This window comes from Inhella sp., assembly GCF_027532025.1.
GTDB lineage: Bacteria > Pseudomonadota > Gammaproteobacteria > Burkholderiales > Burkholderiaceae_C > Inhella.
Window position 1 is genome coordinate 21602 of sequence record NZ_JAPZSY010000035.1, and the last position, 13596, is coordinate 35197.

9 protein-coding genes and 1 pseudogene are annotated in these 13596 nt (G+C 67.2%); 5 read left to right on the plus strand and 5 right to left on the minus strand.

The genetic code is table 11. From position 1 onward, the window contains the following. Positions 1 to 143: 143 nt before the first annotated feature. Positions 144 to 2135 carry a cation:proton antiporter gene (locus tag O9335_RS06485; protein WP_298385318.1) on the plus strand — a complete coding sequence of 664 codons (1992 nt, stop codon included), beginning with the start codon at positions 144 to 146 and terminating at the stop codon, positions 2133 to 2135. A 223-nt stretch (positions 2136 to 2358) separates the two neighbouring features. Then, the gene (locus tag O9335_RS06490) at positions 2359 to 3474 is read left to right on the plus strand and encodes a trypsin-like serine protease (protein WP_298385321.1); all 1116 of its coding nucleotides are present in this window, start codon (positions 2359 to 2361) and stop codon (positions 3472 to 3474) included. A gap of 66 nt (positions 3475 to 3540) precedes the next feature. On the opposite strand, the gene mnmE is transcribed toward O9335_RS06490, so the two are convergent. From mnmE to rpmH, 5 genes are all read right to left on the minus strand, one after another. Then, positions 3541 to 4923: a tRNA uridine-5-carboxymethylaminomethyl(34) synthesis GTPase MnmE gene (gene mnmE / locus O9335_RS06495; protein WP_298385324.1), complete on the minus strand. Its 1383-nt coding sequence runs from the start codon at positions 4921 to 4923 to the stop codon at positions 3541 to 3543. 284 nt (positions 4924 to 5207) lie between these two features. After that, positions 5208 to 6881 (minus strand): membrane protein insertase YidC, encoded by a 1674-nt coding sequence (gene yidC / locus O9335_RS06500; RefSeq protein ID WP_298385327.1) that lies wholly within the window; start codon positions 6879 to 6881, stop codon positions 5208 to 5210. Then, positions 6878 to 7150: a membrane protein insertion efficiency factor YidD gene (gene yidD, locus O9335_RS06505; protein ID WP_298385330.1), complete on the minus strand. Its 273-nt coding sequence runs from the start codon at positions 7148 to 7150 to the stop codon at positions 6878 to 6880. The genes yidC and yidD overlap by 4 nt, the downstream gene beginning before the upstream one ends. Beyond that, a complete protein-coding gene (locus tag O9335_RS06510; RefSeq protein WP_298385333.1) occupies positions 7147 to 7710 on the minus strand; it encodes a ribonuclease P protein component in 564 nt (187 codons plus the stop codon). Before O9335_RS06510 ends, yidD begins: the two co-directional genes overlap by 4 nt. Before the next feature lie 19 nt (positions 7711 to 7729). Continuing rightward, on the minus strand, positions 7730 to 7864 hold the full coding sequence (gene rpmH / locus O9335_RS06515) for a 50S ribosomal protein L34 (RefSeq protein WP_298385335.1): 135 nt from the start codon (positions 7862 to 7864) through the stop codon (positions 7730 to 7732). A 370-nt stretch (positions 7865 to 8234) separates the two neighbouring features. Here rpmH and dnaA point away from each other — a divergent pair, with 370 nt between their 5' ends. From dnaA to gyrB, 3 genes and pseudogenes are all read left to right on the plus strand, one after another. After that, a complete protein-coding gene (gene dnaA, locus O9335_RS06520) occupies positions 8235 to 9719 on the plus strand; it encodes a chromosomal replication initiator protein DnaA (RefSeq protein WP_298385338.1) in 1485 nt (494 codons plus the stop codon). Between the two features lie 60 nt (positions 9720 to 9779). Then, positions 9780 to 10898 carry a DNA polymerase III subunit beta gene (dnaN, locus tag O9335_RS06525; protein ID WP_298385341.1) on the plus strand — a complete coding sequence of 373 codons (1119 nt, stop codon included), beginning with the start codon at positions 9780 to 9782 and terminating at the stop codon, positions 10896 to 10898. A 216-nt stretch (positions 10899 to 11114) separates the two neighbouring features. Then, a pseudogene (gyrB, locus tag O9335_RS06530) lies at positions 11115 to 13580 on the plus strand (DNA topoisomerase (ATP-hydrolyzing) subunit B); the annotation flags it as partial. Positions 13581 to 13596 lie beyond the last annotated feature (16 nt).

The window sequence follows — 13596 nt, forward strand, 5'->3', positions numbered from 1 at the left end:
ACATCCCCTTATGCGGCGCTTGCATCGTCCTTGGCGAAGCCTGGGTCGTCGATGGGCGGCCATGCCCACGGGGCGAACGGCGCTGCCGGCACCCGCGCGGACTCCTGGGGCGCTGCGCTGGCCCCGTACCATCCGGCGCACCCATGACTGGCCTGTCCCTCGCGCTCCTCTACCTCGTCGCCGCGGTGCTCGGCGTGGTGGCCTGTCGCAGCCTGAAGCTGCCGCCCATGCTCGGCTACCTCGTGGTGGGCGTGCTCATCGGCCCCAACGCCCTGGCGCTCGCCCAGGACTCGGCGGGCCTGAGCTACTTGGCCGAGTTCGGCGTGGTGTTCCTCATGTTTGTCATCGGGCTGGAGTTCAACCTGCCCAAGTTGCGCAGCATGAAGCGCCTGGTGTTCGGCCTGGGCTTGATGCAAGTGCTGCTGACCATCGTCGGCGCCATGATGGGCAACGTCTTCTTGGCCTGGGCCACGCGCTTCCTGGGCGTGCAGTGGGAGCTGAGCTGGCAAGGCGCGTTGGTGCTGGGCGCGGCCATGGCCATGAGCTCGACGGCGATCGTGGTCAAGCTCATGGCCGAGCGCTTGGAGCTGGACAGCGAACACGGCAAGCGGGTGATGGGCGTGCTGCTGTTTCAGGACCTGGCCGTGGTGCCGCTGCTGGTGCTGATTCCAGCCTTGCACGCCACCGGCAGCGAAATGGCCAGCGGCATGGCCTGGGCCGGCCTGAAGGCCGCGCTGGTGCTGGCCGTGCTGCTGTGGGGTGGCCAAAAGGCCATGCGCTGGTGGCTGACGCTGGTGGCCAAACGCAAGAGCGAAGAGCTTTTCGTGTTGAACCTGCTGCTCGTCACCCTGGGTCTGGCGTGGCTGACCGAGCACGCGGGCCTGAGCTTGGCGCTGGGCGCCTTTTTGGCTGGCATGCTGATCGCTGAGACAGAGTTCAAGCACCAGGTGGAGACCGACATCCGCCCCTTCCACGACGTGCTGCTCGGCCTGTTCTTCATCACCATCGGCATGAAGTTGGACTGGGAACCCGTCGTCCAGCAATGGTGGCTCGTGGGCCTGCTGGCGCTGGGGCCCACGGCCGCGAAGTTCGCCCTCGTGGCGGCCTTGGCGCGCGGCTTTGGGGCAGCACCCGGAACGGCCCTGCGCACGGGCCTGTACTTGGCGCAGGCCGGCGAGTTCGGCTTCGTGCTGCTGGGCTTGGGCGCGCAGCAAGGGCTGGTTGGGGCTCAGTGGGTGAGTCCGGTGTTAGCCGCCATGGTGCTGTCGATGATGGCGACCCCACTGATCGTCATGGCCAGCAACCGCATCGTGATGAAGCTGTCGAGCAGCGACTGGCTGCTGCAGTCGGTCCAGCTCACCACCATCGCCAAGAAGGCCTTCAAGACCGACGCGCACGTCATCATTTGTGGCTTTGGCCGCAGCGGCCAGAACCTGGCCCACATGCTGGAGGGCGAAGGCATCCCCTACATGGCGCTGGACCTCGACCCCGACCGCGTGCGGCAAGCCGCTGCCGCGGGCCGCAGCGTCGTTTTTGGGGATGCAGCCCGCTTGCAGGCCCTGATGGCCGCCGGGCTGCACCGCGCCAGTGCGGTCGTCATCAGCTACCACGACACCCCCAGCGCGCTGAAGGTGCTGCGCCAGATCCGCAGCCAGGCGCCCACCGTGCCCGTGGTGGTGCGCACGGTGGACGACGCCGACCTCGATGCGCTGCGCGCCGCCGGCGCCACCGAGGTGGTCCCCGAAGCCATCGAAGGCAGCCTGATGCTGGCCAGCCACGCCCTGGCCTTGGTCGGCGTGCCCATGCGCCGGGTGATCCGGCTCACCCGCGACGCCCGCGATGCCCGCTACGGCCTGTTGCGCGGCTACTTCCACGGCGCCGACGACGACGGCATCGACGAGCGGGAACAGGCCCGGCTGCGCTCGATCACCCTGCCCAGCGCGAGCGCGCTGGACGGCCAGCGTTGCGTCGACTTGCTGCTGCCCCAGCAAGGCGTGCAGTTGGTGTCGCTGCGTCGGGCGGGGGGCGCCGTCGTGGCGCCTGGCGAGGCGCTGCGCGTGCAGGGCGGCGACACCTTGGTGCTGAGCGGCACCCCCGAGGCCCTGGCCCGCGCCGAAGAGCGGCTGATGCGATGAGCCGCCGCCCCGACCCCTCGACCTAGGGCTTTCCTGGAGTCGGATTCTTTTTCAGTGCAGTGAGCAGGGTCATTGCGTCCTTTTGTAACTCCTGCCCATTCGAGCGTTGGCCCGCTTCTTGCGTTGTTTTTTGGCCGTCCAGCACGACTGGGCGATGCGGGTTTGCCCGAACCGGGGTGGACCTGTGGAATTCACGACCTTTTTTATCAGGACCCACCCTCTCATGATCAGCAGTAAGACCACCCTCAAGGCCCTGGCCGCTGCCGCCAGCCTGGCCCTGGCCGCCAGCGCGACCGCCGGCACCATTTCCGGCACCAATGGCGACTTGACCTGGACCGCCCGCAACAACATCGTGGGCGCCACGTCCACCGGTGGCAGCGGAGCCGCCGCCGGCGATTCCCGCTACTTCGCCACCGACAGCAAGTACAGCGGCGTGGCCACGCTCATCATGGAGTACTCGGACGGCGGCGCCTCGATCTGCACCGGCTCCCTGCTGCTCGACACCCGCTCGATCCTGACGGCCGCTCACTGCGTGACGCCTGATGCCGGCACCACCTTGGTCAAGACCACCGCCTACTTCTACAACGGCGGCAATCCCCAAGCCCTGGTCTACGCCGACTCCAGCTCGGCCGCCCGCGCCATCGAAACCGTGACGATCAACCCCGGCTACACCGCCGAGGTCATCGACCAGAACGACATCGCCGTGCTGCGCATGGCCGAATCGGCCCCGACCTGGGCCAAGGCCTACCAACTCAGCAGCCTGACCGACCTGCAAGGCCAGACCTACAACATCGCCGGCTACGGCGGTCGCTCGACGGCGGGCGGCAACGTGGGCACGAACTCTGGCGTGGGTCGCCTGCGTCAAGGCAACAACATGTACGACTGGAAGATGGGTGACGCCAACTTCAACGGGTTCTGGGACGGCTTCTTCGGCACCGCCCAAACCAGCGAAGTCTGGATCGCCGACTTCGACAACGGCCTCGCGCAACAAAGCCAATCCTGCCGCTTGGCCTTCGCCCTGATGGATCCGGGCGTCAACCTCACGCCTTACTGCAACCAGGGCGTGACGAACGAAGTCAGCAGCGCCGGCGGCGACTCGGGCGGCCCGCAGTTCGTCAACGGCATGATCGCTTCGGTGACCTCCTTCGGCCTGAGCTTCGGCACCAGCTGGGGCGACATTCGCAGCGGCCTGCAAAGCTCCTTCGGCGAAATGAACGGCTTCGTGCCGGTCTACGCCCACCTGGGCTTCATCGCCAACGCCGTTCCTGAGCCCGGCACCTTCGGCCTGATGGCCCTGGCCGGCCTGGGCCTGCTGGCCTCGCGCCGCCGCCGCGCCTGAGCTTGAAGCGCGCCACACGGCGCGCTGAACGCACCACGCCCGCCCGGCCTAGGCCCGGCGGGCGTTTTACTTTCCGATGCAAAAGCGGCTGAAGATTTCGCCCAGCAAATCGTCTGCCGTGAACTGGCCAGTGATCGCGGACAGCGCCTCGTGCGCCAGTCGCAGTTCCTCGGCCACCAAGTCCAGCGGGGGCTGAGCCAGCCCCACGTGCGCCCGGGCGTGCTCCAAATGATCCGCCGTGGCCACCAAGGCCCGCACGTGCCGCTCGCGGGCGATGAAAAGCCCCTCGGGCACGGCCTGCCAACCGACCCGGCGCAGCAACTCCTGCCGCAGCGCATCCAGGCCCGCACCCGTTTGTGCGCTGAAGGCGAGGCCGCCCTCTGGCACCGGCACCTCGGGGGCTGCGTCGAGCTTGTTGAAGGCGTGCAGCAGATGAGGCTCCAGGTTGGCATCCACCGCCTGCAACTGCGCCCGGATGCGTGCGTCCTCACGCTGGTAGTCGGCGTCGCCCCAGCGCGTGAGATCGTGCAGGAACAGCACCACGTCGGCATCAGCAATGGCCGCCCAGCTGCGCTGCACGCCGATCTTTTCCACCACGTCGTCCGTGTCGCGCAAGCCGGCGGTGTCGGTGATGTGCAGGGGCACGCCGTCGATCTGGATGCTTTGCTGCAGCGCATCGCGCGTGGTGCCGGCAATCGGCGTCACGATGGCGAGCTCGGCCCCCGCCAGGGCGTTCAGCAGGGCGCTCTTGCCCACGTTGGGCTGCCCGGCAAGCACCACCTTCAGGCCCTCGCGCAGCAACGCGCCCTGACGGGTGCGCTGGCTGATGCGCGCCAGCCGCCCCGCCAACCCCCTGAGCTGCCCGAGCACATCGGCTTGCTGCACGAACTCGACGTCCTCCTCTTCGGGAAAGTCGAGCGTGGCCTCCACGAACATGCGCAACTGCACCAGCGCGTCGCGCAGGCCGTTGACTTCGTGAGACAGCGCACCATCCAGCGCCCGAGCCGCGCTGCGCGCGGCCGCCTCGGTGCTGGCGTCGATGAGGTCGGCCACGGCCTCGGCCTGCGCCAGATCGAGCTTGCCATTCAGGAAGGCCCGTTGCGTGAACTCGCCGGGCTCGGCCAGGCGCAGCCCTGGCATCGCTTCCAGGCACCGGGCCAGCAGCAGCTGCAGGATGACCGGGCCGCCATGGGCTTGCAGCTCCAGCACGTGCTCGCCGGTGTAGCTGTGCGGCGCCGGAAAGTGCAGCGCCAAGCCGTGGTCGATGGCGTTGCCATCGACCGCCCGCAGCGGTCCGTAATGCGCGTGCCGCGGCCGCAGGGCTTGGCCGCACAAGGCCTCGATCAGTCCGTCCAACGGCTGCCGGGCGGAGACCCTGACGATGCCCACGGCGCCACGACCCGGCGCGGTGGCGATGGCGACGATGGGGTCGTGATGGCGAGCCAGCATGGGGCGATTGTCCAAATGAAAACGCCGCGCAGCGACGCGGCGTGGCGTTGAGCCGGGGAGGACACCCCGTGGCTGCAGACGGCAGCACGCCCGAGCGGGCGGCGCCCTGTCTGGCGCGGGGAAGGCCGGAAGCCCGATCTCGCGATCGCCTTCGCGCACCTGGCGACCGCGTCAGACCTCGTTTCGAAGGCCCTTCGGTGGCACGCCCCGCATGGCCTCGATTGAAAACCAAGGCCGCCCCACAGAAAAGGCCCCGGCTCGCGCTGAAGCCAGCCGGGTGTGACTTAGTGCTGCACCCCGAGCTGCTTGTTGATCATCCATTGCTGGGCGATCGACAGCAGGTTGTTCGTCAGCCAGTACAGCACCAGGCCCGCAGGGAAGAAGAAGAACAGGCCGCTGAAGATGAGGGGCATGATCCACATCAGCTTGGCTTGCATGGGGTCGGGCGGCGCCGGTTGCAGCCACACCTGCAGCAAGCTGCTCAGGGTCAGCAGCACGGGCAGCACGTAGAACGGGTCTTTGGCGCTGAGGTCGGTGATCCACAGCGTCCAGGGCGCGTGGCGCATTTCCACGCTGGACAGCAACACCCAGTACAGCGCGATGAAGAAGGGCACCTGCAGCAGGATCGGCAGGCAGGACCCCAGCGGGTTGACCTTCTCTTCCTTGTAGATGCGCATCATTTCCTGCTGCATCTGCTGCGGCTTGTCCTTCAGGCGCTCGCGCATTTCCATGATGCGCGGATTGATCTTCTTCATCTTGGCCATCGAGCGGTAGGCGCTCGCGTTCAGGCCATAGAAAGCGATCTTGAGCAGCACCACCAGCAGCACGATGGACCAACCCCAGTTGCCCACGAGCCGGTGGATCTGGTCCATCAACCAGAACAGCGGCTTGGCCAGGATGCGGAACCAGCCGTAGTCCTTCACCAACTCCAAGTTGGTGGCCAGGGCCGAGAGCTTCTTCTCCTCTTGAGGGCCCACGTACAGCACGTCATCGGTGTGCACGCTGGCGCCCGGCGCCACGGCCTGCAGCGGACGCACCATGCCCACCACATAGAACCCATCGGCGTTGCGACGCGCGTAGTACTCGCGCTCGGCCACCTCGTTGTGCAGCCAAGCGCTCACGAAGTAGTGCTGCACCATCGCCACCCAGCCGTCTTGCGCCTTGCGGTCGCCGTCAAAGGCCTTCTTGTCCAGGTCCTTGAACTCGACCTTGGTGTACTTGATCTTGTCGTGGTAAACGGCCGGACCCGTGAAGGTGTGCGTGCCCAGGTACTGCGAGCCCTGCGACATCGAGCTGCCATCGCGCTGCAGCTGCAGGTAAACCTGCGGGGTCACCGGCGCCGCGCCTGCGTTCACGATTTCATGGCGCACCTTCACGGCGTAGCTGCCGCGCTCGAAGGTGTAGGTCTTGACCAGCTTCAGGCCCGCCAACTCGGCCGACTCGAAGCGCAGGTTCAGTTGCTGCGCCCCGTCGGCCATTTGGCGCTCGGGGCCCACCAGGGTCATCGGCGTCAAGTGGTTGGGCGCGCCGGCCACGCCCACCACGCCCGTCTGGGCCGCATAGGCGCGCGCGCGGTCCAACACGCGCATCGGCGCACCCGCCGGGGTGTCGTCCTTGATGTTCAGCAGCGCCACATCCACCAAGCTCCCGCCCAGGCTGTTGAAGGTGGCCTTCATCAGGTCGGTCTGAATCTCGATCAGCTCCCCCTGGGGCGCTCCTGGGGCGGCAGGCGCCTCGCCCACCGCCGCCGGCGTGGCCGCGGCAGCGCCGGCGGTGGCCACCGGCTGCGGCAGCGCGGCGCTGGCCGACCCGGTGGCTGGAGCAGCCGCCGGGGCCGTGGCCGCCGGCGTGGGGCTGAACATCGACGGGCGGCCTTGGTGACGCTGCCAGCCATCCCACAGGAAGACCAGCGACATCGTGAAGACCACCCAGAGCACGGTGCGACGGATATCGGTCATGGGTGCGTACGTTGGGAGGAGTCGGAGACGAAATGGCGAAACAACCGGGGCGCCTGATCGGGCACGGGATCGTGACCGCCCAGGCAAAAGGGGTGGCAGCGCAGCAAGCGTCGCGCCGCCAGATAACTGCCCGCCGCCGCGCCGTGGCGCTCGAGCGCCTGCATGGCGTAGGCCGAGCAGCTGGGGCTGTACCGGCAGCCGGCATTCAACCAGGCACTGAAAAACAGTTGGTAGAAGCGCACCAGCGCCATCAGCAGGCGGCGCATCATGCCGCAGCTCCGGCCTTGGGACGGCGCTCGCCGGGCGGCAGCGGGGGCCGCGGGTTCGCGGCACGCCGCCATAGCGTGGCCAACTCCTCGTGCAGCCGGGCGCGCAACGCCTCGCTGCTGGCGCTGGGGAACTGCTGGCGGTCGATGGGCGAGCGCAAGCGCACCGCCCACAGGCCAGGGGGCAGGGGGGCGCCGGCGCGCAACTGTTCGAGCAGCGTGGCACGCACCAGGCGTTTGACGAGGTTGCGCGTCACCGCGCGCTTGGCCAAGCGTTTGGGCACGACCAAGCCCAGCCAATGGCCCGCCACGCGGGACGGCGCGGGGGTCGGCTGGGAGGGGTCGTCCACAAGGGGAGCCGCCACCGGGGAAGAGTCTGTGGATAACCCTGTGGGCAAGCTGTGCCGAGGTGGCACGGGCCGGCTGGGCAGACTGCTCAGGTGGTGCACGGCAAACCAAGAAGAACGAGCGCGGCTGGGTTGCCCCAACAGGCGCTCGAAGTCGGCCGCACGCTGGATGCGGCCCGGGCTGGGGACTGCGCCCCGGCGCTCAGGCGACGTCATGGCGCCGCCTCAAGCAAGCTCAGACGGCCAGGCGCTTGCGGCCCTTGGCGCGGCGGGCGTTCAGCACGGCGCGGCCGCCACGGGTCTTCATGCGGACCAGGAAGCCGTGCGTGCGAGCGCGGCGGACCTTGGAGCCTTGGTAAGTGCGTTTCATGGGATCACCTGATTCATCGTGGTCTGCACACCGAACGACTGGGAGCCGGCCCTGGCGTTGAAGCAACGCTGGAGCCCACACCGAGACGGCGGCACGCACGACGGGGTTGTTGGACACACGCCGCCCAAAGCCGGCTCGACCTGCAACCCCAAGCGCGTGGCACCGGGCACAGCCAAGCCGCCGTCAAGCGACGAAAAGCCCGCGATTACACCAAACCTTGTCCCCCGCCGTCAAGGTCGGCTCATCGCCGCTGGGGGAGGGGGCGCCGCTCACCCTCCGGAAAAGCCCTGTGGATAAATGCTGGTCAGCGGGGCCTTCGTCCGTACAATCGCCAGCCTTGAAAAGAGACTTGTCCACATGTCCGCCCACCATGTCTGCTGACGCCCTGCCGGGCGCTGCCCTGACCCCTGAACCCACGGCCACCCTGATCTCCGGCGCCCTGTCATCGCCGGGCGAAGTCTGGGCCCAGGCCTGCGCGCGCTTGGCGGCCGACCTGCCCGAGCAGCAGTTCGCCACCTGGATCAAGCCCCTGGCCGAGCCCAGCTTGGCCCTCGAGCCCGAGGGCTGGACCGCCCGCCTGAGCGTGCCCAACCGCTTCAAGCTGGACTGGATCCGCACCCAATACGCCGGCCGCCTGGAAGCGCTGCTGAGCGAAGTCGTTGGTACGCCGGTGCGCTTGGCGTTGTCGGTGCAAGCCAGCGCCGCGCCACCCACGCGGGCCCTGCCACCCACGGCCAGCGCCAGCGGGGCCCCAGCCGCCACCGCCCCCAGCCCCGCCGCCGCAAGGGCGCCCGCGCCCACCAACGCCTGGGCCGGCGGCGCCGTGGCCGCGCCCAGCAACCGCCTGAACCCGGCCCTCACCTTCGACACCCTGGTGGCCGGCCGCGCCAACCAAATGGCCCGCACCGCCGCCTTGCACGTGGCCGGCGCACCGGGCGGCACCTACAACCCGCTGTTCATTTATGGCGGCGTGGGCCTGGGCAAGACCCACTTGGTGCACGCCGTGGGCAACGCCCTGCTGGCCGACCGCCCCGACGCCCGCGTGCTCTACCTGCACGCCGAGCAGTTCATCAGCGACGTCGTCAAGAACTACCAGCGCAAAACCTTCGACGAACTCAAGGCCAAGTACCACTCGCTGGACCTGCTGCTGATCGACGACGTGCAGTTCTTCGCTGGCAAGGACCGCACCCAAGAAGAGTTCTTCAATGCCTTCGAGGCCCTGCTGGCCAAGAAGGCACACATCATCATGACCTCGGACACCTACCCCAAGGGGCTGGTGGACATCGACGAGCGCCTGACCAGCCGCTTCGACTCGGGCCTGACCGTGGCCATCGAGCCGCCCGAGCTGGAAATGCGCGTGGCCATCCTGATCCGCAAGGCGGAGCAAGAAGGCATGCCCCTGCCCGAGGACGTGGCCTTCTTCGTCGCCAAGAATGTGCGCGCCAACGTGCGCGAGCTCGAAGGCGCGCTGCGCAAGGTGCTGGCCTTCGCCAAGTTCTCGCACAAGGAAGTCACCATCGCCCTGGCCCGCGAGGCCCTGAAGGACCTGCTGTCCATCCAGAACCGGCAGATCGGCGTCGAGAACATCCAGAAGACGGTGGCCGACTTCTACAAGATCAAGGTCGCCGACATGTACAGCAAGAAGCGCCCGGCCAGCATCGCCCGGCCGCGCCAGATTGCCATGTACCTGGCCAAAGAGCTGACGCAAAAGAGCCTGCCCGAGATCGGCGAGCTCTTCGGCGGCCGCGACCACACCACCGTGCTGCACGCCGTGCGCAAGATCGGCGGCGAGCGGCAAAAGAACACCGAGCTGAACCAGCAGCTGCACGTGCTGGAGCAAACGCTTAAAGGCTGACCCTGAGCCTGCGGCGAGAATGCCCGTTGGCCTAGAAGATCCCTCTCGGAGACGCAGAAGATGATCGTCCTCAAAGGACCCCAAGACCAGTTGCTCGGCGCCCTGCAATCGGTGGCCGGCATCGTCGAGCGCCGCCACACGCTGCCCATCCTGGCCAACGTGTTGCTGCGTCGCCAAGGCGACGAGGTCGAACTCATCACCTCCGACCTGGAAATCCAGGTGCGCACCCGCGCCAAGTTCGACGGCAGCAGCGAGCCCTTCGCCACCACCGTCGGCGCCCGCAAGCTCATCGACATCCTCAAGAGCCTGCCGTCGGACCAGATTTGCAGCCTCTCCAGCGCGCAGGGCAAGGTCACGCTGCAGGCCGGCAAAAGCCGCTTCACCCTGCAAACCCTGCCGGCCGACGACTTCCCGCTGGTGCAAGAGGCCGTCGACTTCGGCCCCGCCTTCAGCGTGCCCCAGGCCACCCTCAAGGGCCTGATCAACCAAGTGCACTTCGCCATGGCGGTGCACGACATCCGCTTCTACCTGAACGGCATCCTCTTCGTGGCCGAGGGCAAGACCCTCACCCTGGTGGCCACCGACGGCCACCGCCTGGCCCTGGCCCAGGCCACGCTGGACGTGGACATGCCCAAGCAAGAGGTCATCCTGCCGCGCAAGACCGTGCTGGAGCTGCAGCGCCTGCTCAAGGACAGCGCCAAAGACGAAGGCGCCGCCATCGAGATGCGCTTCTCCAGCAACCAAGCCCGCTTCAGCTTCAGCGGCCTGGAGTTCGTGACCAAGCTCGTCGAGGGCAAGTTCCCCGACTACAACCGCGTCATCCCCAAGGGCCACAAGCACCAGCTCATCCTGGGCCGCGCCCCGCTGCTGGCCTCGCTGCAGCGCGCCGCCATCCTGACGAGCGAAAAGTTCAAGGCCGTTCGCCTCACCTTCCATGAGCACCTGCTCACCATCGCCGCCAGCAACGCCGAGCAGGAAGAGGCCAAGGAAGAAATCGAAATCGACTACGACGGCGACAAGATCGAAACCGGCTTCAACGTCACCTACCTCACCGAGGTGCTGGCCAACATGCCGCAAGAGATGGTCGCCATCGACCTGAACGACAGCGCCAGCAGCGCCTTGTTCAGCATCCCCGAACGATCCGACTTCAGGTACGTGGTCATGCCAATGCGGATCTGACGCCGCCCCGTTCGGGCTGAGGTATCGAAGCCCTCGCACGCTGGCCTTCGATACCTCAGGCCGAACGGTGGTGTGCGGTGCAAAGCGGGCCTTGGCCCGCTTTGATGTTTGAGGCCCAAGGCCTCCTTGCCCTGCAAGACCCCGAGTTTCCCGAAAGTTGTCCCCATGAGCGATCAAGCCACCCCCGAGAACCAACCCGCTGCCCCCCAACCTGGCTACGGCGCGGACTCCATCCAGATCCTGGAAGGCCTGGAGGCGGTGCGCAAGCGCCCCGGCATGTACATCGGCGACACCTCCGACGGCACCGGCCTGCACCACCTCGTGTTCGAAGTGGTCGACAACTCCATCGACGAGGCCCTGGCCGGCCACTGCGACGACATCACCGTCACCATCCACTCCGACAACTCCATCAGCGTCATCGACAACGGCCGCGGCATCCCCACCGGCGTCAAGATGGACGACAAGCACGAGCCCAAGCGCTCGGCCGCTGAAATCGCGCTGACCGAGCTGCACGCCGGCGGCAAGTTCAACCAGAACAGCTACAAGGTCTCGGGCGGCCTGCACGGCGTGGGCGTCAGCTGCGTGAACGGCCTGAGCAAGTGGCTGCGCCTGACGGTGCGCCGCGACGGCAAGGTCCACCAAATCGAGTTCAAGCAGGGCGTGCCGCAAGACCGCCTGATCGAAGTCGTCGACGGTTTCGAGACCAGCCCCATGCGCGTCATCGGCGAGACCGACAAGCGCGGCACCGAAGTCCACTTCCTGCCCGACACCGAGATCTTTCAGCAGAACAACGAGTTCCACTACGACATCCTGGCCAAGCGCCTGCGCGAGCTTTCGTTCCTGAACAACGGCGTCAAGATCCGCCTCGTCGACGAGCGCCACCAGAAGGAAGACCTCTTCGCCTACGCCGGCGGCGTGAAGGGCTTCGTCGAGTTCATCAACCAGGGCAAGAAGACCCTGCACCCAAACATCTTCCACGCCATCGGCGAGAAGCAAAGCGAGCAAAACACCACCATCGGCGTCGAGGTGGCCATGCAGTGGAACGACGGCTACAACGAGTCCGTCCTCTGCTTCACCAACAACATCCCCCAGCGCGACGGCGGCACCCACCTGACCGGCCTGCGCGCCGCGATGACCCGCGTCATCAACAAGTACATCGAAGACAACGAGCTGGCCAAGAAGGCCAAGGTCGAGATCAGCGGCGACGACATGCGCGAAGGCCTGGCCTGCGTCGTGTCCGTCAAGGTGCCCGAGCCCAAGTTCAGCTCGCAAACCAAAGACAAGCTGGTGAGCAGCGAAGTGCGCGCCCCCGTGGAAGACATCGTCGGCCGCCTGCTCAACGACTGGCTGCTCGAAAACCCCGCCGACGCCAAGGCCGTCTGCAACAAGATCGTCGAAGCCGCCCGCGCCCGCGACGCTGCCCGCAAGGCCCGCGAAATGACCCGCCGCAAGGGCGTGCTCGACGGCTTCGGCCTGCCCGGCAAGCTGGCCGACTGCCAAGAAAAGAACCCCGAAAACTGCGAGATCTACATCGTGGAGGGCGACTCCGCCGGTGGCTCCGCCAAGCAAGGCCGCGACCGCAAGTTCCAAGCCATCTTGCCCCTGCGCGGCAAGATCTTGAACGTCGAGAAGGCCCGCTACGAAAAGCTGCTCAGCTCCAACGAAATCATCACCCTCATCACCGCGCTGGGCACCGGCATCGGCCGCACCGGGGGCAACGACGACTTCAACCCCGACAAGCTGCGCTACCACCGCATCATCGTGATGACCGACGCCGACGTTGACGGCGCCCACATCCGCACCCTGCTGCTCACCTTCTTCTACCGCCAGATGCCCGAGCTCGTCGAGCGCGGCCACATCTACATCGCCCAGCCGCCGCTCTACAAGGTCAAGCAAGGCAAGCACGAGCAGTACCTCAAGGACGGCCACGAGCTCGACGCCTTCCTGCTCAAGGTCGCCCTGCAAGACGCCAGCCTTGACACCGCCACCCCCGGCACCGGCACCACGCTCAAGGGCGAGGCCCTGGACGTGCTGGCCCGCAAGTACGTCACCGCCCAGTCCGTCATCGCCCGCCTGTCCAACTGGATGGACATCGAAGCCCTGCACGTGCTGGCCGGTGGCCTGGCGCTGAACCTCGACAGCCGCGACGCCGCCGACACCAGCGCCGCCGCGCTCAAGGCCCGCCTGCACGACGCCGAAGTCACCGCCGAAACCGACCCCCGCACTGACAAGTTCTTCCTCAAGATCGCCCGCATGCACCACGGCAACGTGCGCGCCAGCGTCATCCATGCCGACTTCGTGCACGGCGCCGACTACGAAGTGCTGGCCGACGCGGGCTTGAGCTTCCAAGGCCTCATCCAAGCCGGCGCCATCGTGCGCAAGGGCGAAGGCGAAAAGGCCAAAGAAGCCAAGGTCGACGACTTCCGCGCCGCCATGGCCTGGCTCATGCAGCAAGCCGAAGGCAGCGTGGGCCGCCAGCGCTACAAGGGCCTGGGCGAGATGAACCCCGCCCAGCTGTGGGAAACCACCATGGACCCCACCGTGCGCCGCCTGCTGCGCGTGCAGATCGAAGACGCCATCGAAGCCGACCGCGTGTTCACCATGCTGATGGGCGACGAGGTGGAGCCGCGTCGGAACTTCATCGAGGCGAATGCGCTGAGGGCGGCGAATATCGACGCGTAGAGGCGTTCCACCTGAA

What these genes read in the sequence shown, in the direction of transcription:
- O9335_RS06485 (WP_298385318.1), top strand. Translation starts at nt 144, where the DNA reads ATGACTGGCCTGTCCCTCGCGCTCCTCTACCTCGTCGCCGCGGTGCTC.
- O9335_RS06490 (WP_298385321.1), top strand. Translation starts at nt 2,359, where the DNA reads ATGATCAGCAGTAAGACCACCCTCAAGGCCCTGGCCGCTGCCGCCAGC.
- mnmE (WP_298385324.1), bottom strand. Translation starts at nt 4,923, where the DNA reads ATGCTGGCTCGCCATCACGACCCCATCGTCGCCATCGCCACCGCGCCG.
- yidC (WP_298385327.1), bottom strand. Translation starts at nt 6,881, where the DNA reads ATGACCGATATCCGTCGCACCGTGCTCTGGGTGGTCTTCACGATGTCG.
- yidD (WP_298385330.1), bottom strand. Translation starts at nt 7,150, where the DNA reads ATGATGCGCCGCCTGCTGATGGCGCTGGTGCGCTTCTACCAACTGTTT.
- O9335_RS06510 (WP_298385333.1), bottom strand. Translation starts at nt 7,710, where the DNA reads ATGACGTCGCCTGAGCGCCGGGGCGCAGTCCCCAGCCCGGGCCGCATC.
- rpmH (WP_298385335.1), bottom strand. Translation starts at nt 7,864, where the DNA reads ATGAAACGCACTTACCAAGGCTCCAAGGTCCGCCGCGCTCGCACGCAC.
- dnaA (WP_298385338.1), top strand. Translation starts at nt 8,235, where the DNA reads ATGTCTGCTGACGCCCTGCCGGGCGCTGCCCTGACCCCTGAACCCACG.
- dnaN (WP_298385341.1), top strand. Translation starts at nt 9,780, where the DNA reads ATGATCGTCCTCAAAGGACCCCAAGACCAGTTGCTCGGCGCCCTGCAA.